The sequence below is a fragment of the Roseibium limicola genome, from assembly GCF_017313085.1.
Lineage (GTDB): Bacteria > Pseudomonadota > Alphaproteobacteria > Rhizobiales > Stappiaceae > Roseibium > Roseibium limicola.
Genome location: NZ_JAFLNF010000001.1, coordinates 202,473 through 222,375, shown reverse-complemented (window position 1 = coordinate 222,375; position 19,903 = coordinate 202,473). Strand labels below are relative to the sequence as shown.

General features: G+C 57.5%; 16 protein-coding genes and 1 tRNA gene. 14 read left to right on the top strand and 3 right to left on the bottom strand.

The features are described 5' to 3' along the window. Window positions 1–181 precede the first annotated feature (181 nt). Window positions 182–1,366 (bottom strand): glutamine-hydrolyzing carbamoyl-phosphate synthase small subunit, encoded by a 1,185-nt coding sequence (carA, locus tag J0X15_RS00945; RefSeq protein WP_206937434.1) that lies wholly within the window; start codon window positions 1,364–1,366, stop codon window positions 182–184. Window positions 1,367–1,605: 239 nt separating this feature from the next. On the opposite strand from carA, the gene J0X15_RS00940 reads away from it, so the two are divergent. The 4 genes from J0X15_RS00940 (at window position 1,606) to J0X15_RS00925 (ending at window position 8,802) form a co-directional block, all read left to right on the top strand. Next, entirely contained in the window at window positions 1,606–2,148 is a 543-nt protein-coding gene (locus J0X15_RS00940) for a GatB/YqeY domain-containing protein (RefSeq protein WP_206937426.1), read from the top strand. A 225-nt stretch (window positions 2,149–2,373) separates the two neighbouring features. Beyond that, entirely contained in the window at window positions 2,374–4,719 is a 2,346-nt protein-coding gene (dnaG, locus tag J0X15_RS00935) for a DNA primase (RefSeq protein ID WP_206937424.1), read from the top strand. Between the two features lie 561 nt (window positions 4,720–5,280). Then, window positions 5,281–7,278, top strand: coding sequence for an RNA polymerase sigma factor RpoD (rpoD, locus tag J0X15_RS00930; RefSeq protein WP_206937421.1), 1,998 nt, complete (start codon window positions 5,281–5,283; stop codon window positions 7,276–7,278). A gap of 162 nt (window positions 7,279–7,440) precedes the next feature. Then, window positions 7,441–8,802, top strand: coding sequence for a DUF930 domain-containing protein (locus tag J0X15_RS00925; RefSeq protein ID WP_206937419.1), 1,362 nt, complete (start codon window positions 7,441–7,443; stop codon window positions 8,800–8,802). 12 nt (window positions 8,803–8,814) lie between these two features. On the opposite strand, the gene J0X15_RS00920 is transcribed toward J0X15_RS00925, so the two are convergent. Then, window positions 8,815–9,963 carry an amidohydrolase gene (locus J0X15_RS00920; protein ID WP_206937418.1) on the bottom strand — a complete coding sequence of 383 codons (1,149 nt, stop codon included), beginning with the start codon at window positions 9,961–9,963 and terminating at the stop codon, window positions 8,815–8,817. Between the two features lie 177 nt (window positions 9,964–10,140). Between J0X15_RS00920 and J0X15_RS00915 the strand changes: the two genes are divergently transcribed. From J0X15_RS00915 to J0X15_RS00885, 7 genes are all read left to right on the top strand, one after another. Beyond that, on the top strand, window positions 10,141–10,530 hold the full coding sequence (locus J0X15_RS00915) for a DoxX family protein (protein ID WP_206937416.1): 390 nt from the start codon (window positions 10,141–10,143) through the stop codon (window positions 10,528–10,530). Between the two features lie 187 nt (window positions 10,531–10,717). Then, window positions 10,718–11,092: an ArsR/SmtB family transcription factor gene (locus J0X15_RS00910; RefSeq protein ID WP_331461857.1), complete on the top strand. Its 375-nt coding sequence runs from the start codon at window positions 10,718–10,720 to the stop codon at window positions 11,090–11,092. A gap of 170 nt (window positions 11,093–11,262) precedes the next feature. Next, window positions 11,263–12,246 carry a permease gene (locus J0X15_RS00905; protein ID WP_231710231.1) on the top strand — a complete coding sequence of 328 codons (984 nt, stop codon included), beginning with the start codon at window positions 11,263–11,265 and terminating at the stop codon, window positions 12,244–12,246. Window positions 12,247–12,396: 150 nt separating this feature from the next. Continuing rightward, a complete protein-coding gene (locus J0X15_RS00900) occupies window positions 12,397–13,140 on the top strand; it encodes a transglutaminase-like domain-containing protein (RefSeq protein WP_209014982.1) in 744 nt (247 codons plus the stop codon). A 170-nt stretch (window positions 13,141–13,310) separates the two neighbouring features. Beyond that, a complete protein-coding gene (locus tag J0X15_RS00895) occupies window positions 13,311–13,721 on the top strand; it encodes a ketosteroid isomerase-related protein (protein WP_206937413.1) in 411 nt (136 codons plus the stop codon). Between the two features lie 113 nt (window positions 13,722–13,834). After that, on the top strand, window positions 13,835–14,932 hold the full coding sequence (locus J0X15_RS00890; RefSeq protein ID WP_206937411.1) for an NAD(P)/FAD-dependent oxidoreductase: 1,098 nt from the start codon (window positions 13,835–13,837) through the stop codon (window positions 14,930–14,932). 141 nt (window positions 14,933–15,073) lie between these two features. Then, window positions 15,074–15,661 carry a GNAT family N-acetyltransferase gene (locus tag J0X15_RS00885; protein ID WP_206937409.1) on the top strand — a complete coding sequence of 196 codons (588 nt, stop codon included), beginning with the start codon at window positions 15,074–15,076 and terminating at the stop codon, window positions 15,659–15,661. An 82-nt stretch (window positions 15,662–15,743) separates the two neighbouring features. Here J0X15_RS00885 and J0X15_RS00880 read toward each other — a convergent pair whose 3' ends face one another. Beyond that, window positions 15,744–16,559 carry an SIMPL domain-containing protein gene (locus tag J0X15_RS00880; protein WP_206937408.1) on the bottom strand — a complete coding sequence of 272 codons (816 nt, stop codon included), beginning with the start codon at window positions 16,557–16,559 and terminating at the stop codon, window positions 15,744–15,746. A 497-nt stretch (window positions 16,560–17,056) separates the two neighbouring features. Between J0X15_RS00880 and J0X15_RS00875 the strand changes: the two genes are divergently transcribed. The 3 genes from J0X15_RS00875 (at window position 17,057) to rsgA (ending at window position 19,809) form a co-directional block, all read left to right on the top strand. After that, window positions 17,057–17,133 (top strand) — tRNA-Ile (locus J0X15_RS00875). A gap of 457 nt (window positions 17,134–17,590) precedes the next feature. Continuing rightward, window positions 17,591–18,112 (top strand): hypothetical protein, encoded by a 522-nt coding sequence (locus tag J0X15_RS00870; protein ID WP_206937406.1) that lies wholly within the window; start codon window positions 17,591–17,593, stop codon window positions 18,110–18,112. 662 nt (window positions 18,113–18,774) lie between these two features. Next, window positions 18,775–19,809, top strand: coding sequence for a ribosome small subunit-dependent GTPase A (gene rsgA / locus J0X15_RS00865; RefSeq protein ID WP_331461856.1), 1,035 nt, complete (start codon window positions 18,775–18,777; stop codon window positions 19,807–19,809). Window positions 19,810–19,903: the final 94 nt, after the last annotated feature.

The window sequence follows — 19,903 nt, the reverse complement described above, 5'->3', positions numbered from 1 at the left end:
GCGTTGCCGGGGAACCGCCAGCAAGAGCGCTGCCTCCTGAAGTGTCGCATACCGGCACCGTAGAGTACGAAAAGCGTAGCCCATCCTCTTAGGTGGTGGTGCGCTCAGACAAAAAAGCCCGGCCTCTCAGGAAGCCGGGCTTTTTTGTCGTTCAATCAGTGACCGGGCTTGTTGGTCTGCCTCAAGCGTTGGTCTTGTGCTCGCGCATCATGTCGGTGAACCGCTGGAACAGGTAATGACTGTCGCGCGGTCCTGGGGATGCTTCCGGGTGGTACTGGACCGAAAAGGCCGGCTTGTCTTTGACCTTCAGGCCGCAGTTGGTGCCATCAAACAGGGATTTGTGGGTCTCTTCCACGTTGGCGGGCAGTGTCTCGGTGTCGACCGCAAAGCCGTGGTTCATCGAGGTGATTTCCACCTTGCCTGTTGTGAAGTCATGCACCGGGTGGTTGGCGCCATGGTGTCCCTGATGCATCTTGATCGTCTTGGCGCCGAGCGCCAGGGCAAGCATCTGGTGTCCGAGGCAAATGCCGAAGGTGGGGACACCAGCATCGACAACGCCACGGATCGTGTGGGCGGCATAAGCGCCCGTCGCAGCCGGATCTCCCGGGCCGTTGGACAGGAAGACGCCATCCGGCTTCTGGGCCAGAACTTCATCTGCAGAAGAGCTTGCTGGCATGACGGTGACTTTACAGCCGGCGTTCGACAAGAGCCGCAGGATGTTCCGCTTCACGCCGAAGTCCAGCGCGACGACGTTGAACTCGGCGGCTTCTGACTGGCCGTAGCCTGCATCCCAGACCCAGGGGGTCTCGGTCCAGCCATGGGCGCCCTTGGCCGTCACGTCTTTCGCAAGGTCGAGGCCTTCCAGGCCAGCCCACCCGGCGGCTTTCTGTTTCAAGGCGTCGATGTCGAACTTTCCATCTGGTGAATGAGCGATGACCGCATGGGGCATCCCTTTCTCACGGATCAGCTTGGTCAGTGCGCGGGTGTCAACGCCGGAAATGCCGACCAGGCCGCGTGCCTTGAGCCAAGCGTCCAGATGACTTGCGGAGCGATAGTTGGATGGATCGGTGATACTGGCGCAGATGACGCAGCCGCGTACGCCGGTCTGTGCAGCCATATCGACGGTTTCAACGTCTTCATCATTGGTCCCTACATTTCCGATATGCGGAAAAGTGAAGGTAATGATCTGACCGGCATAAGACGGATCGGTCAGGATTTCCTGATAACCGGTAATTGCGGTGTTGAAGCAGACTTCCCCGACCGCGTCGCCCGTGGCGCCGAGGCCTTCGCCTTCAATAACGCTTCCATCGGCGAGCACAAGCAGGGCGGTCGCTGGTTTCACGGACCATGCGTCGGCAGTCGTCATGTCTTGTTTCCGATATTTGTTGGTGACATCATGCGCTGCAGAGAGGCGGGAGCGCTCGGGCCTTAAAAGCCCGTCCAAGGATGCCGTCTGCATTAAGTGCCGGACTTTATTGGAATGCAGGCAAATCGTCAACATTGGCTGATTTAAAATTAGCTTTTTACTTTCAATAACTTGTTATATTGCGGGTTGCGGTGCAGCGAATTGCACACTAGTGTCGCGATATGCGGCTGGGTGGAAATATGTTGAAGCGCGATACAATTAGCAGTGCGCTCAAGCAAGCGCTGGTCGGTACGGACAAGTGCCGTTTGACGACTTTGCGGCTGATCCAGGCCGCAATTCGAGATCGTGACGAGGCGGCCAAAGCCCATGGAGGTGATGGCGTCGCGGACAGTGATATCGTTGAAATGCTCCAGACCATGGTTCGGCAGCGTGATGTTTCCGCGCGCGAATTCGAGGAAATGGGGCAGCTGGATCTTGCTGAGCAAGAAAAGCGTGAAAGCCAGATCATTCGTGAGTTTCTGCCCCGACAAGTCGAGGGAGATGCCATGCAGGCGCTCTGTGCGGAAACCGTTACTGATCTGGACGCTCACGGCCTACGAGATATAGGGCGCTGCATGAGCGCGCTGAAAACCCGATATCCAGGCCAGATGGATTTCGTCAAGGCGTCCTGCGTCGTGCGGGATCTGTTGCGTGTGGGAAGTAATGGGTCTGCCCTCGCTTCAAATGGAGCCGCAGACACCCGTCCGGCAGGGGATGGCGACGAGAGTGGAAAACTCTCTTAAAATTCCTGCCAAGTTATTCACCACGGGTCTCAACTCGTGGATTATACCAGCCTTTCTCCTTCTTTTTGACAATAACCGCCTCTTGATTGGGTGGCTCTGCTTTGGCTGTTTGTCCAGAGTGGTTGCGAGGGGGCTGGTGTTGGTGCGATCATCGCATCTATAAGCAGCCCTTCGCACCTTGTCCCTAGATCCATGATTGCGGCTTCGGCTGCCGAGACCGACCTTATGCGCTTTGATAACCGCCTTCTCGATGACATTCGCGCCAGATTGACCTTGTCAGATCTGGTCGGTCGCCGGGTGAGCTGGGATCGGCGTAAAACTCAACCGGGCAAGGGCGACTATTGGGCGTGTTGTCCGTTTCATGAGGAAAAGAGCCCGAGCTTCCACGTCGATGATCGACGCAACCGTTACAAGTGTTTTGGTTGCGGGGCGTCTGGTGACCACTTTCGCTTTGTCATGGAAACGGAAGGGCTGAGCTTTCCGGAAACGGTTGAGCGGCTGGCTGAGCAGGCTGGTGTTGCCATGCCGGCACCCGATCCGCAGGCGGCTCGACGTGAGCACAAGCGAGCGAGCCTTGTTGACGTTTGCGAACTGGCGGCCCGTTATTTTCAGGAGCAGCTGGCCGGACCGAGAGGTGTGGAGGCGCGGACTTACGTCAACAAGCGCGGGCTTACACCGCAAACCCTATCGGAATTCCGCTTCGGTCTTGCGCCGGATAGTCGTGATGGCCTGAAAAAATACCTGCTGGGAAAGAATGTTCCTGAGGAGATGATCATTGAGGCCGGGCTTGCGATCAAGCCGGAAGGCGGGCGCCCGTCTTATGATCGGTTTCGTGGCCGTTTGATGATCCCTATCCAGGATGAGCGCGGTCGTGTGGTCGCCTTCGGTGGCCGGACGCTGCAGCCCGATGGCCAGCCCAAGTATTTGAATTCTCCCGAAACGCCGCTGTTTCACAAGGGGGTCATGCTGTTCAATGCCCACAGGGCGCGGGAACCTGCCTACAAGTCTGGCCGGGCGGTTGTGGTGGAAGGCTATCTGGACGCCATCGCATTGCATCAGGCAGGGGTCCACGAGGTGGTGGCCAGTCTGGGCACGGCTTTTACCGAAGATCAGATTCTGCGTCTTTGGAAATTTGCGCCCGAACCTATCGTCTGTTTTGACGGAGATGCTGCAGGCGTGTCTGCAGCTCATCGTGCGATCGACCGCATTTTACCTGTTCTCTCCAGCGGGCATTCGTTCCAGTTCAGCTTTTTGCCGGATGGAATGGATCCTGATGATTTGATCAAGGAAAAGGGGCTCGCAGGCTTTGAAGCAGAACTGGCCGGGGCTCAGTCGCTGTTTGAAGCGGTATGGGAGAGGGAGGTTTCCGTTGCACGCCTTGATACGCCCGAGCGCAAGGCGGCTCTGGAAAAGCGTTTCGGGGAGCTGACCGGCGCGATAAATGATCCTTTGGTGCGTCGTGGCTATCAGCTCGACATCAAGTTCAAGCTGTCGAACCTGTTCTTTCAGGCTGCGCGAGCACAGCGGCAGTTCGGTGGAACTGGCGGCAATGGCGGCGGCAAGCAGGGCTACGGACAGAACAAGTCGTTTGGTCAGGGCAAACCATATGGCACCGGCCAGGCTGTGGGCGGTTCTCATCTGCCAGGTGGTGGGCGTGTGCAGGTCCCGCTTGGGCCGCATCACGGCACGGAACGGATGATTTGTGGCTTGTGCCTCAAGTACCCGTATCTGCTCGATCAACATTTGGAGCGCGTGGCCGGGATCGGGTTCTCAGACCAACTCCACGCTCGGTTTCGGGATGTCTTGTGTCGAATGGCCGATCCAGCGCAGGCATTGAGTGCCGAAGCAGCCTTGCGCGAGTTCGATGAGCCACTGCAGCAATTGCTGGCGGAGGTGACGGAAGTTTCAGCTGAAGACGGACGCGCCCGCCCGACTGGCTTCTCTGCTCTCGTGCAACGGTTTCCACTGTTGAAAAATGATCCGCCGGAAGATTTCGTTGAAGCTGTCTTCCTGCATTTTCTGGACGTTCTGGAGCTGAAGCGTCTGGAGAAGGTCTTGGAAGAGGAAATGCAGGCGGCCGAGGCCGATCTTGATGAGACGGGTTGGCTGCGCATTCAGGGCTTGTCTCAGGACCTTAATCGAAGTCGCGAGGAATGTACTCGTGACGAAGGCGAGCTGGCAGAACGGGGCAAGAAGCTGCGGCAGAAACCGGCTGCTGCTGCGCCGATGCAGCAGTCCGTAAACTTAGCTAGCCGCGCGCAAGCCAGCAGTCATGGGGGGCTTAACGTTCACGCTGCAACGGTTGGGCATCCCTCCGACGCCCAACAAGGTCGTGCCGTCGCGCCTGCAGGAGAATATCCTGGAGATTATTCAGGTGACTACCCGGAAGCTTATTCTGGAGACTATCCGGCTGATCAGTACGGTGATTATGCAGGGGATTATCCAGCTGAATATTTCCCCGATTCTCAGGAGGAGGGGGCTGCGCCGCGCCCAAACGCTTCTGGTGAAGGGGATACCAAGTCCAACGAGAGCGTCGGTCCGGCTTTTGCCGATATCCCCCCCCCATTTTGAGGGACACAAAAACCGGGTTGGTGATCGTCGTGCGTGGGTCGGCGGCGATAGATTCTCTACTGATTTCTTGAAGCTGGCCTGAGACGCTCACGTTGAGTGGAGCGAGATTTCCCGTCTTGAGGGTCCTTAGGCAGGTAAATATACCCAATTGAGGAAGTTTTTGAGCCAATCTGATTGACGAATCGCGAATCGCCCTTGCGAATCCCGAAAGGCGAGCTAAATAGACATTTGCAGCACATTGCGCCGAGGACAGGCTATAGAGCCCCCGGCCAGAAGTCTTGACCAGGCTGCAAACCCATAGAAGAACGACCAGGCATTGCCAATTGGCACGCTTGGGAAGCGAAACCGTGTGAGCATCCGGGTGATCTGTATCTGGTAGGAAAAATTTTCACGGTTAATTGGGACTTAAGGGACACGGCTTACAACCCATTCTCAGACCTGACTTGACGAGACGGTCCGTACGGCTTGCGCAGCTTAATGATGCGTGCGCGCTGACGGCCAGGGTTTTGAGCAGAATTTTTGACGCGACGCGGCGGCGCGGGCCGCGAGTTGGAGCAAAATATGGTATCGAAGGCGACGCAGTCGGAAGACACCCCGGAAAATGCTGCGGACGGTCCAGATGGTCCGCTTCTGGATCTGTCTGATGCAGCCGTCAAGAAGATGATCAAGGCGGCGAAGAAGCGTGGGTACGTCACCTATGACGAGCTCAACGAAGTTCTTCCCTCCGAGCAGGTTTCTTCCGAGAAAATTGAAGACACGATGTCGATGCTGTCCGACATGGGCATCAACGTGATCGATTCCGACGAAGTTGACGAGAACGCTGCCGAGGAAGTTGACGGTGGCGAGTTGGCGACGGCGGGTCCGACCGCGGTAGCGAAAACGACGACGACAAAAGAACCGGCTGACCGGACGGACGATCCCGTGCGCATGTATTTGCGCGAGATGGGATCTGTGGAATTGCTGTCGCGCGAGGGCGAAATCGCCATCGCCAAGCGGATCGAGGCCGGTCGAGAGGCGATGATCGCCGGGCTTTGCGAAAGTCCCCTGACGTTCCAGGCCATCATCATTTGGCGCGATGAGCTGAATGAAGCTCAGGTTCTTCTGCGTGACATCATTGATCTTGAAGCGACTTATGCCGGACCTGATGCAAAGGCCGGCCCAAGCGCCAACGACGATGAAGAAAACAGCGAAGACGGTGAGTTCTCCGAAGGCAAGAAGTCCGAGGATGGCGAAGACCAGACCTCTGGCGAGGACAGCGACGACGACGAGGACGACGACGAGTTCGAAGCCAATGTCTCCTTGTCCGCGATGGAAGCGGAACTGAAGCCGCAGGTTCTCGAAACCTTCGACAACATCGCCGATAATTACAAGAAGCTGCGCAAGTTGCAGGACCAGCTGGTCGAAAACAAGTTGGCCAACAAGAGCCTGTCTCCTTCTCAAGAGCGTCGCTACAAGAAGCTCAAGGACGACATCGTTATTGATGTGAAGAGCCTGTCGCTGAACCAGAATCGTATCGATGCCCTGGTGGCTCAGCTTTATGACATCAACAAGCGTCTGATGGGCTACGAAGGCCGTCTGCTGCGTTTGGCTGATAGCTACAAGGTCGACCGCACCGACTTCCTGAAGCAGTACCAGGGCTCGGAGCTTGATCCAAACTGGCTGCGCAAGGTTGCGAATCTTTCCTCGCGTGGGTGGAAGAACTTCGTTGCCAAGGAAAAGGATAACATCCGGGATCTGCGTCAGGATATCCAGACGCTGGCAACCGAGACAGGTCTCGAAATCATCGAGTTCCGTCGCATTGTTGCCATGGTGCAGAAGGGCGAGCGCGAGGCACGTATCGCCAAGAAGGAAATGGTCGAGGCCAACTTGCGTCTCGTGATTTCAATCGCCAAGAAGTACACGAACCGTGGTCTGCAATTCCTGGATCTCATTCAGGAAGGCAACATCGGTCTGATGAAGGCGGTCGACAAGTTCGAGTATCGTCGCGGTTACAAGTTCTCCACCTATGCTACGTGGTGGATCCGGCAGGCGATCACTCGTTCGATCGCTGATCAGGCGCGTACAATCCGTATTCCGGTGCACATGATCGAGACGATCAACAAGATCGTCCGGACATCACGCCAGATGCTGCACGAGATCGGTCGTGAACCTACCCCGGAAGAGCTGGCTGAAAAGCTGCAGATGCCGCTGGAAAAGGTTCGCAAGGTCCTGAAGATTGCCAAGGAACCTATCTCTCTCGAAACGCCAATCGGCGACGAGGAAGACAGCCATCTGGGCGACTTCATCGAGGACAAGAACGCAGTTCTGCCCATCGATGCAGCGATTCAGTCGAATCTGCGCGAGACCACGACCCGCGTGCTTGCCTCGTTGACCCCGCGTGAAGAGCGCGTTCTGCGCATGCGCTTCGGTATCGGCATGAACACCGACCACACCTTGGAAGAGGTTGGTCAGCAGTTCTCCGTGACCCGCGAGCGTATTCGTCAGATCGAAGCCAAGGCATTGCGCAAGCTTAAGCACCCGAGCCGGTCCCGCAAGCTGCGGTCGTTCCTCGATAGCTAAGCGATCTGTCGGTCAGCCATAGAAAAGTTAGAAAAACCCGGCGATTTCGCCGGGTTTTTCGTTTAGGTCTATGTGGATGGGAACAGCGGGGGCTGCTGACCATCCGGGTGTCGAACGCATGGAACAAACGCGTAGCTGGCCCGGAATGGCACGAAAGAGAGAATGGCCAACTTGTCCTCCGAGGCATCCTTGTCGACTGTCAGTCTCGAGCCGGAGGAACATACTCCGCAGCCAGCGTCTGCAAACCGGTGGCTGTTTCCGGTGGCGCTTGGCGTGTCCCTGCTTTTGCACACTGTCGTTGGTTTCGCGCTGATGAATGATGTGGCGGAGCCTATGTCCCACCGGGCTCCGAAATCTCTTGTGGTCGAACTGGTAGAGCCTCCGGTTCCATCTGAAGCAGAAGTGCTGCCAGAAGAGCGGCCGGAAGAACTTGTTACGCCTGAGCCAATTCCGGAAGAGCCAACGCCGGAAGAGACAACCGAGCAAGTGCCGCCTGACGTGCAAGAAGAGCCGGCCCCTGCTCCTGAAGAGCCAGAGCCTGATACTGTCTCAGAACCACAAGCCGCGCCGGCAGAAGCTGCAAGTGCCCCGCCGCAGTCAGAACGCGTCTTCCAACCAGTGATGGAATTTGGCGAGGAAGATCTTGCAGCGGATGCGGTGACTGAGGGTGTGGATCCGCAGGGTGAGGAGATCCCTGCAGAGGACTTTGCAGAAGATGCGCCAGAGAACCCGTCCGATGAGCCGCTTGAGGAATCGACGGAAGAAGGCACTGAGACCGATGAGGCGCCGGGAAGCCCTGCTGAGGTGGAGGGCGATCTCGACGCTGAAGTGGAGCCTGAGCTGGCCGAGGTAGAGCCAGCTGAAGACGTCGCTACAGCTGAAGCCGAGGAGGCCAAGGTAGAGGAGGGCGTCGAGACGCTTGAAGTGCCAGAAATGCCAGACGAAGCAGCGATGGATGGCACCTCTGAGACGCCGGTGCCGCTAGGGGAGTCGCAGATTTCCGAAGAGCTTGCGGCTAAGCTCATTGGGATTAGCCCGCCGAAAAAGCCGGTGGTCTCAGAGCGGCCTAAGTCTGTTTCTGGAACAGCGCAGAACGCCTCGGGCTCGGCCGGGACGTCAGAAGGGCAGACTGCCGGCAGGCAGGACCGTGGCGGGCAACCACCGTTGGCGCGGGCACGGGAATTGTTCTCCAATCAGATTCTCGGCGATATTCGCACCCAGACCGCGATGCGCGGCATGTCCCCGGAGCAACGATTAAACCTTCTCTGCATGACCGAGCTTCAGGCCCAGCTAAAAAGCTTTGACCCTTCTCGCCCGCCGGACATGCTGCCCTCGTTCCGTCCGCAAGGAGGAAATGTACTGGAACCGATACGCGCGGCTTATCGCTCGCGTGGCACCTGGTATGATCTGGGGTTTCGATGCGAAGCGGATCGGGACGTTACCCGGGTGGAAACCTTCTCGTTTCGAATTGGCCCACCGATCCATCCGTCCGAATGGGTCGAGCGTGGGCTTCCTGCGAACTGAGTCTTTCTTTACTCAGCCTAGTAGCTCGCGCAGGGCATTGAGGAAAATCTCTGCGCCGAGGGGGATCAGTTCATCCGGGAAGTCGTAGTCTGGATTGTGCAGAGCCGGACAGGACACTCCAGCACCAAGAAACAGCATGGCAGATGGGCAGAGGCGCCGGAAGCGACCGAAGTCCTCTGATGGGCGCCAAGGGAGGCCGGTGCTGTCCCAGTTTACGCCGCAGGCGTCCATGGCACGTGCCAGCACGGCTGTGGCCTCTGGAGCGTTCTCACAGTGATGAAAAACGTCGTGATAACTGAAGGATACTTCAAGGTTTGAGATCTCGGCTTGTTTGCGGGCTGCTGCCTCTGCCTCCTGGCACAGAGCTTCCATCTGGTCATCGGTGAGCGTGCGCAAGGTTGCCCAGACTTGCCCATCGCCCGGGGCAATTCCGAAGGCCGGTTCGCCGAGCTGGGCGTGGGTGATGGTCACCAGGCGAAAATCCGGATCCGCTTGCGTGCCTTTGGAACACCCGCTGAGAATTGGCATTAGGGCTGAGACCGCCGGCATCGGAGAAAGACCGGTCTCGGGTTGCGAGGCATGTGCCGTCTTGCCCGTGAATTCGATCTTCAGCCCGCGAGATGCGCAGTTGACCGGGCCGCTCTTCAAGGCGGCTCTTCCAATCGGCAATCCGGGGCAATTGTGCAGAGAGAGGGCAAGGTCTGGCGCGAGAAGCGCGAAAGCCTCGTCGGACAAGACTTTTGCGGCGCCAGAGCCATCCTCTTCCGCTGGCTGAAACAGCAGGACCGTACGGCCCTTGGCAGGGCGTCTTTCGGCGAGGGTCATCGCGACTGCTGCCAGTATCGCCATATGGCCATCGTGGCCACAGAGATGACCCTTTCCAGAGATCGTGGATCGATGGGCAACATCTGACTTTTCCTGGATCGGCAGGGCGTCCAGCTCACAGCGCAGCAAAATGGTCGGGCCAGGCGCGCTGCCTTCAAAGACCGCTGCCAAACCGTGCCCGCCCAGTTGGCCGACGAGCCTGTTGGGGGTGAGGGTTGTCAGGAATGCGCGAATGCGCTGAGCCGTCTGCTCTTCTTGGCCTGAAACCTCGGGATGCTGATGAAGATCGTGGCGGAGTGCGACAAGCGCTGAGAGGTTGGCAGATGAAAGGGGCATCGGTCTCTATCCAGGACTGTTCTGCCTGCAGTTAGAAGAAAAGCCTCAGGCGAGGCAAGTGCCGGGGCAGGATGGATGCCTGACATCATATGGATTGGCTGGCTTTGTTCCATGTGGGATGTTTCCACTTGGTGGCCGTGAGGCCGGTCTGATTCTCTTTGCCTGAGGTATAATGTCGTGACCTTCTTGAAACCCCATTCTGCTCTCATTCTCAGTGTGTTCCGCATTGTCGTCGGGGCTGCATTCCTGCAGCATGGAACGAGTAAGTATCTCAGCTTGCCGCCGACGAAAATGTCCGGCATTGATCCGTTCTCCATGGGTGGCGTGGCCGGAATGATCGAGCTTGTCTGTGGTGCCTTGATCGTGCTCGGACTGCTGACGCGTCCAGCGGCGTTTCTGGCCAGCGGAACCATGGCGGCTGCTTATTTCATCGCTCATTTTCCGCAGAACTTCTATCCAATCCTGAACGGTGGCGAGCTGGCTTTGGTTTATTGCTTTGCCTTCCTCTACATCTCCGCTGCGGGCCCAGGTCCGGTAAGCCTTGATCGGATGTTGGGTCGCGCCTAAGGCTCCAGAACCATGAACAAACTGGCAGTCTGAACTGCCGAATATAAGAGGTCTCAAAGCCCCGCGGGAACGCGGGGTTTTTTGTTTGGGTGATGCCTGCTGAGGCCTGAGGAGCAAATGAGAGCTTGCAGAATTTCATATATAACTATAAAACTAGTTTTATCGATTATAAGTGGGGGTTCTGGTTGTGAGCGCAGAAGCAAATGTTCTGGTTGACCCTCTGGCTATCCCCGTTGATTTGAGCCTTGAAGAAGTGGCGCAAGGGTTTGCTGCCCTTGGGTCGGAAGCGCGATTGGCAGTTGTTCTCTGTCTGGTGAAAGCCGGCACTGGGGGATTGACCATCGGGGATATTCAAGAACGCACCGGGATGGCGCCTTCAACTCTGGCGCATCACCTTCGCTTTCTTTCTCAGGGTGGCTTGATCCTGCAGGAAAAGCAGGGGCGGTCAGTTGTGAACAGGGCGTCGTTTGATCACCTGGCGGCGCTGGGCGGGTACCTGCTGAAGGAATGCTGCGCCGACGAGCAGAAGTGCGGCGAGACAGAGCATGGAGACGATCAATGAGTATCGCGTCGAATGGAAACGCCTGTTGTGCTGAGAAATCCCCGGTCTCGATTTCGGCAAGAGCCGAGACGCCGTGTTGCGGCGCTTCAACAGGGGCTGCGCAAGCTGAGGCCAGTGCAGATCGATCGCTGCATTCTATGCTTGCTACGTCACTACGCACGGCACTGCGGATGGCACGCTCGCCGTGGGGGCTGATCGTTGTCATTCTGGTCGCCGTCTTAATCCTCGATGCTCCGCGCTTTCCTGACATTGGGCAATTTGCCGTAAATGCTTTTCTTGGCACGCTGCCCTATGTGGTGTTTGCGGTGGCGTTGATTGGCTGGCTGAAGGCCGCCGGTGCTGAGGCTTATATCGCCAGGGCCTTCGAAGGGCGCGAGACGCAGGCAATTGTGCTGGCAGCGCTTTTTGGCGGCCTTGCGCCATTCTGTTCGTGCGAGGTCATTCCGTTTGTTGCCGGACTTCTGGCCGTCGGGGCTCCTCTGTCGGCGATCATGGCATTCTGGTTGTCGTCTCCGCTGATTGATCCTCCGACACTGTTGATCACCGCTGGGGCATTGGGCTGGTCGTTCGCAATTGGGAAGGCAATCTTTGCCGTTACCCTTGGCCTTTTTGGCGGGGCGATTATCGCCTTCGGGACGCGGGCAGGGGCGTTTGCCTCTCCATCACGCAATACCACGCACAGTGCTTGCGGATGTGGTGCCTCGCCGATTACAGGCCGTCCTGTCTGGGGCTTTTGGAGCGACGCAGTGCGTCGTCGTACGTTTGGCACTGAAATTCGCAGCAATGCGGCGTTCCTGATCAAATGGTTGGCCTTCGCCTACGTGTTGGAAGCGCTGCTGGTCGCCTATGTTCCGGCTGACCTGATTGCGCAGGTTGTGGGCGGTGAGGGGTTCGGCACCATCGTGATTGCGGCTCTTGTCGGGATGCCGGCCTATCTGAACTCCTATGTCGCGCCGCCATTGCTGTCGGGTCTCATCGATCAAGGGATGGGTGTCGGGGCCGCCATGGCGTTCATGATTGCGGGGGCTGTCAGCTCCATCCCTGCCATGGCGGCGGTCTGGTCTCTGGTGCGCCCTTCGGTGTTTGCGGCATACCTGGGCCTTGGCGTGGTCGGGGCGGTTCTGTCCGGTATTGTTTTTCAAATGGTAGTGTGAGCGATGAACATCCAGACCGACTTGACCTCAGGTGCTGCAGTCCGGGTCAAAGTGAATGTAGCGCCGGGTGAAACCCGAAACCTCCTGGTACCTCTGGGGATTTCTACGCCTGATCAACAGCCGCTTGGGCTGGAAGTTTCAGATGGTCATTTGTCGCTGACGACGGAAGGCAATACCGGGCAGCGGGTTGGCTTGATCCGACCAGCACCAGATGCAACGGCAGTCACGCTGGACTACCGCTTCGGATGTCACCCATCGCAGTATCCCGAGAGCCTCTTTCGCGCCCACGACAGCCGATTCTCGCGCGTGGCAGCAGATCTTTTGCAGGCAACCGAGAAGGCAGTGCGCAATGCGGGCCAGGAGGCGGTGGCCAAGGTCGTGGCTGCAGTCCATGCGCGGTTTGTGTATGGCCACCCCGAGGTGCGTTTTAACGATGGCCTTGACGAGATCCCTTATTTGGCTTGTGGGGTGACCGAAGGATCGTGTGTCGACATTAACACCTATCTGGTGGCGTGCCTGCGTGCGGCAGGTATTGAGGCGGGCTATGTCACCGGGTACTTTTTTCCAGCGGAGAAATCCGGGACTTGCGTCGACATGCATTGCTGGGTGGTCAGCCGCTTCAACGGCGTGGTTCAGGAATGGGACATCGCGCATCATCTGAAACTGGGAAAGAGCCCCGTGGTGGCTGGATTGAATCCGAAGCCCGGCTGCCGGGTGGCGCTGTTTCATTCAATGGGATTGAGTTTCAAGAAGCTTGGCGTAAGCGATACAAAGCTTCTCGCGGAGCCGGTCTGGGTCGGCGATGATGGCCTGATGAGCCGCGTTGGCGGAGATGGTCTGACCATTCAGATGACGGAAGGGTTTATGCATCAGCCTTTCGCCCGGCAAAGCTGATTGCCCGGTCAGCCGACCGAGAGGCGTCTCTAAAGATCAGAACGCCGCCCAAAAGAACATCAGGAATGCCGCAGCACTGTGCTTGTCTGCCGGCACGGTTGAGGGCACTCTTTGGCTTCCCAAACCGGCACTTTGCCGAATTGAAACCTCTCCCTGGAGCCCTGAAATAGATGTCACAGAATGATGCGCGCCGCCTTCTCGATCAATATTACGCGGCCTTCAATGCCGGTGACGTTGCCGCCATGGAAGCCCTGGTCACCGATGATATCGCTCATGATGTCAATCAGGGTGATCGCCGAACAGGCAAGGCGAAGTTTGTTGAGTTCAACGCGCATATGACCCGCTGCTACAAGGAAAACCTGACTGACATCGTCACGATGGTTGCCGAAGACGGGTCACGTGCAGCGGCTGAGTTTACCGTTAATGGGGCTTATCTTGCCACGGATGAAGGCTTGCCGGAGGCCGATGGCCAGACTTATCAATTGCCGGCGGGCTCCTTCTTTGAGATATCCGGTAGCAAGATTTCCCGCATCACCACCTATTACAATCTGGAGGACTGGATTGGGCAGGTGAAGGGTTGAAGGCTGTTGAAGACCCCCGTGACAGAATGACGTGGTGACAGGATGGCGCTTGCCAGTTGAGGCGAAAGCGTTAGCCTGTTCTCCACTTCACATTCTATCATTTGGGCATCTTCATGAAAGTCGTTGTCGTCGGCGCCGGGATCTCCGGCCTGTCCACCGCCTGGTCTCTTGTCAAACAGGGCGTGGACGTCACGTTGCTCGAGCAGGGGCCAATTCCGAACCCGCTGTCGGCTTCCGGTGATCAGCACCGGATCATCCGTCGAGCCTATGGCGGGCAGGGCGGCTATCAGCGGCGCATCTCGTCGGCTTATGAAGCCTGGGACGAGATGTGGCACGATCTGGGGGCCCGTCACCTGGTCGACACGGGCTTTCTGCTACTTTCTCAGGTTGCGGGCGACGAGGGCGAAGAATACCGTGATGGCTTGCTGGCCGAAGGCTACAAGCTGGATGAAATGACTGCCACAGAGACGGCTGAGCGCTATCCGTTCCTGGAGGCTGCGTCACTGCGTTTTGGTGCCTATCATCCAGAAGGTGGCGTGCTGCTGTGTCAGCAGATTGCCAGAGGTTTGCGTGACTGGTTGATGGCCAAAGGCGCTGATGTGCGTGAGCACACAAGGGTCGTTTCTCTTGATGCAGACGCTGGCGCAGTGCGCACGGAAACCGGCGAAGAGTTCCGTGGCGATCATGTGGTTGTTACGGCTGGCGCCTGGGTTCTGGGGTTTCTGCCGGAGCTTGCTACGACCCTGACGACCTATCGCACGGCTGTTGTCTATCTGGAGCCGCCGGCGGACCTTAAAGCCCACTGGGAGGTTGCGCCTGTTGTGCTCGACATCGGAGGCAAGGTCGATGGCTACATTCTGCCGCCGGTTTCCGGCACGGGTCTCAAGTTCGGTGCCGGGTATCATAAATTCGCCTCTGGCCCGAACGACAACCGCGCGCCGACCCCCGGGGAGGGCAACGTGGTGCGTGATCTCTTTGCGCCGCCAGTTGCTCGCATTCAGGAGTACAAGTCTCTGGACGTGGTGACCTGCGCCTACACTTTTACCAGTGATGAGCATTTCTTCATGCGTCCCGGCGCCCGCCTGAGTGTTGTTTCTGCCTGTTCCGGTCATGGCTACAAGTTTGGCGCTGTTGTCGGCCAGAAGGTGGCACGTGGCCTGTTGGACAATGACTTGGAAACCACGCGTATCTGGCTTGAAGCGCGAGACTGATCCTTTTCGGAAAAGCTCTCGATCTGGTATTTAAGGGCAGGTTTTCGACGGAAGACTTTGGTTTCATTGATTTCTGCCCTCTGACGACTTGATTTTTTATGCCCCTCGCTCAAAGCTAGGAGTTTGGGAGTATGTAAGATCATGTCAGTGGAAATCAGGATCCTGACCGGCGATGCGCTGAGCGAGGCTCTCGAGGATCTGGCTCGCCTTCGCATCGAGGTCTTCCGCGCCTGGCCCTACCTCTATGAGGGCTCGATGGACTACGAAAAGGGCTACATTGAGCGCTATGAGAAGACCTCAGGCGCGGTTATCGTCGGGGCCTTCAGCGATGGGCGGCTGGTTGGGGCTGCGACGGGCGAACCGCTGGAGGCGGAAGTCATTCAGTTCCGTGGCCCGTTTGAGGACAAGGGGCTGAACCCGGCGACCATCTTCTATATGGCGGAATCCGTTTTGCTACCCGATTTTCGTGGCCAGGGTATAGGGCATCGCTTCTTTGATGAGCGGGAGGCGCATGCGCGCAAGCTGGGGTTCACCGAAGCAGCCTTCTGCGCCGTCATTCGCCCGGATAATCATCCTCTGAAGCCGGATGACTATCAGCCGCTTGATCCGTTCTGGAAAAAACGTGGCTATGACAAACTGAATGGCGTTCGGGTTCATTTCCCCTGGAAGGATGTCGGGGAAGCGGACGAAACCGAGAAGCCGATGCAGGTCTGGATGCGGGAACTCTAGAGCAGTCAAACAGGCTGGACCTATCAGAAAAGGCGGCCCTCAAAGGAGCCGCCTTTTTTATGACTTGGTGTGATGCCCGGTCTTATTTGGGCTGGATCAACTCGAACCGTATGGTGACACTGGCAGAGAGGGTTTCCTCGCCGGCCTGGATGGGAACATCTGCCCGCATCATGGCCATTTCGGCTTTGTACATGGGGGCCGGGCCACCGCCTGCGCTCTGCTCGGTGATCAACAGGATCTTGCCCAGTTGCGCGCCTGCGGCTTCCGCATAGAGCTCCGCCTTGGCACGTGCGTCCTTGACGGCGGCCTTTCTGGCGTCATTCAGCGGTGCTTCCGGGTTGGACACTTCAAACGAAATGCCGCCCATCTCATTGGCGCCGGCCTTGACCACCTGATCCAGCACAGAACTCAACTTGGCAAGGTCGCGCACCTTGACGGTCAGGCCATTGCGCACTTCGTATCCGATGATCTTCAGCGGCGCATCGGGGGTCTCACGGCGGTCGGCATAGCGTGGGTTGATGGAAAAGCCACTGGTCTGCAGATCGCGCTCTTCCAGTCCGATTTTCGTCAGACTGGCGATGATTTTCGAAAGCTGCTCGGAGTTGGCATCGAGTGCTTCCGGGGCGCTGTCTCCAGGCGTGACGACACGCAGGTTGAGGGCTGCAATATCGGGCACCAGGCTGGCGGTTCCCTGACCGGTGACGAGGATGCTCGGGCTGGCTGTTGCAGTTGCTGCTTCGGCTTGTGCCTGATTGAGAAGGCCGGCGAAGGCGATGACGGTCAGGCCCGTTGCCACGGCGAATGGCGTGATCCGAGCGCGTATGCGCTCCAGCGTGGTCTCTGCGGCGGCCGTGGGCTGTTTTTGTGGCGGGGGGGAGTAGGGAAAGCGGACCTGCATTTTGCCTCGCGGGGTCTAAAGCCTAAATTCAAAAGAGTGACCTCACCTTATTCTGATGATTGCGGCAAGCCCGTGGCGGGGGCTGCATCCGGTGCTCAGTCCCCGGTTCAGGGGCGTGGATCAGGTAGTTGGATGACGTTTGCCCCGATCCGGCAGAGCCGTGGTGGCATTGAGACTGGCGGGCAGGGGGCGCTGTGCAGTTGGGTGCTGCGCAATCGCCGTCGATCCCTGCCGTCTTTTCCAGTGCCTTTTCATCATGAACCCGCGAGCAACGGTCAGCGACACTAGAGACAAGAAAACAAGTGGGGGGCAATCGAAGGGCCCGTCCGGTTTCATGGAGGGCGCCTATATGGAGAATTGCCCTTGTTGAGGCAGTTTGTTGTGAGCTCCGACGGATCTTCGCAGCCTCTTTCCGGCAAATCCCTTGCAGGCAATTGCGGCTTTGGTGTAGGGACTTTTCTGACCGCCGTGCGCGCAATGCGCCGCAACTGCGCTCAGGGCCTGTAGCTCAACTGGTTAGAGCCGTCCGCTCATAACGGATTGGTTGGGGGTTCGAGTCCCTCCGGGCCCACCATTTCCTTTAAAATCAATGCCTTATTTGCCTGTAGCTCGCCACGCAAAACTGGAATGTTTGACACGGCGAACTGGAATTTTCACTTTTTTGGGTGGTTTAACTGCGCTGGGCGGTGAAATCAGCCTTTCACTACCCATTTTCCGGCCTTAGGGCCGTTGCTGAGGCGTTTTTCGAACAGCGCTTGAAGATTCTTTAAACCACGCTAAATCGCTATTTGAAGCATCAGATGAATACGGACAAAAGATATTCGCTGCGATAAAACGAAGGCGCGCCTCGGGCCAGACAACGCGCCTTTTTGATAAGCTCGATTTTTCCGCCCACGATATGCCTAGGTGACCTGTGAGAGCGCCTAAACAACGAAACCGTAGACCTCCTTCGCATCATGACGTTAACACTGGTCGACAATCGAACTTGGCTTGGTAAGCTGTTAGGGCGTTCAACTAGGGACAGGTGAAACATGTTTGGGTTTCTTAAACGGCGAAAGCAGCAAGAACTCGAATTCATGGAAGGCCTCATACGTGCCGCTGCTGAAGGCGACAGTCGCGCCAAAATAAACCGTGCGTTGGGGAGTGAAGGAGTTCAATTAACTCCAAAAGAAGACAATCACCAATATTCCATTCATGCTTCAGCCGCCATCGTGCGTCTCATTGCAAAAGAAGCAGGCGTTCCAATTGGCGTCAATGGCAACGAAGATGACAATTTTGTAGCGGGAATATTTGCCTTCGTAGTCAGCAATCATGTTTCATACATGATAGGCGCGCAGTTCGAGATGGTGTCGAGCATAGTGATAATCGACCTTCTCGGGCAAGACGCCGCAAGTCAAGTGAACGATCTGGCAGAATCCTACAATCGGATGTCGCAAGAAGGACGGGTGGTTGAAGCCATTGGCCAAAACATAGTGAAGTGGATAACAGATCCGACTGACGAGCAATTTTCTAAACTTGCTGCGCTATACAAACTCTGCCGAGAGAACACCTAGCAAGAGAATGGCTAGACTTGATTACCTGGCCGCGATTCCGAGCGCGGTCATCGGCATCCCTGCATGCACCGCAATGGGGTGCAATACAGCCCTTGTATTTGACTTCTTGTTTGCCAAATCCTGCCAACGTCGGCATTGGGCTCGAAGCAGTCATTAGCTGTGGCATGCACCAAGGACAGCTGTCGCGCCAATACCTAATTTCTTTCTCCTGCGGCACTATCGGCAGAAAATAGTGCAGCACCACTTTCACGGCGTCGCCGGTAAAGTTCCCGCTATTGGCCGTCAGCCTGACCTGCGTATCCGAATAGAACGCCTGCGGCCCGATCACCCCTGCATTGTTGGAGCCTTCCGCAATCTCGAGTGATCCGCCGAACTTGGATGTCTCACCCGAGACCCCGCAGTCGTAAGAGCTGGCACCTGTAATGGTCGTCGTGGTTAGGGTCGAGACGCCGAAGATGATGGCCCGGTTTGGAATTACGATCGACGTATCGACACTGGCACCGGACAGGCCGGTGAGATTTTCGTGATGGAGCCCGATCCGTTCGCGGCTCGGGCTTGTGGCCATTAAGGTGAGGGTCGGCCTTTGCTCGGGTCCGTGGGCAATTCTCAGGGATCGGGCGGAATGTCTTGCACTCTGCTGAAGGAGTGGGCATGAAGGCTTTGTGTCAAATTCATTCAATCATTCGCCCCTGTCTCTGACCGAACTCGGTTGGTCCGCGTTCTTTGACGAACAGATTGGGCCTGACGAAACGGGCCTTGCCCGGGCGCGTGTCGCGACCGTCCATCGGTCTCGCATGACGGCTCAATCGGAAATCGGCCTTGTGAAGCTGGGTCTTCCTGTCCAGAGAAACACAACGGGCTTTGCTGTCGGGGACTGGGTGCTGATTGAGCCGGGGACGCACATGCTGGTGCGCCGGCTGGAGCGCCAAACGCTGCTGCAGCGCCAGACTGAGGGCTCCCATACGCCGCAGTTGATTGCTGCGAATGTGGACACGCTTTTCATCGTCACGTCTTGCAACGAAGATTTCAATCACGCCCGGCTGGAGCGCTATCTCGTGCTGGCGAATGAGGCCGGAACGACGCCGGTCATTGTTCTGACCAAGGCCGACCAAATAGATGATGCGGCGCCATTTCTGCAAAAGGCTGCAGAACTGCAACGCGCGCTTCCCGTGGTGGCATTGAACGCGAAATCGGATGAGGCGATGACCGCCTTGGCGCCGTGGTGCGGCGCAGGGCAGACAGTTGCGTTGGTCGGATCCTCAGGGGTGGGCAAATCAACGCTGCTGAACACCCTGGCAGCCAAGTCGCCGGAGGCAGCACAGGCCACGGGCGGCATTCGCAAGGGCGACGACAAAGGCCGTCACACAACAACAGCGCGCTCGCTGCACCCGATCGTCGGAGGCGGCTGGCTGATTGACACGCCAGGAATGCGCACACTGCATGTCGGTGAAATCGCGGTCGGTCTGGATATTCTGTTCGCAGAGATCACGGAACTTGCGCCCCAGTGCCGCTTCAGAGATTGCAGTCACACGCAGGAGCCGGGCTGTGCCGTCCAGGCTGCGGTCGCGGCTGGCACGCTCGATGCGGAGCGCCTGTCCAGATGGCGAAAACTCGTCGAGGAAAACCGCGATAACACCGTGACGAAATCCGGCCCTCGCGGCAACAAGACCCCCGAGTTTCGTGGCAAACGGCGATAGCCTCTGGCGGGTTCGCACACTTCACCAATGCAACACCATTTCTACCTTGCTGGGCCCTGCATGGGTGAGCGCGATTCTGTTGACCGCAACCTTG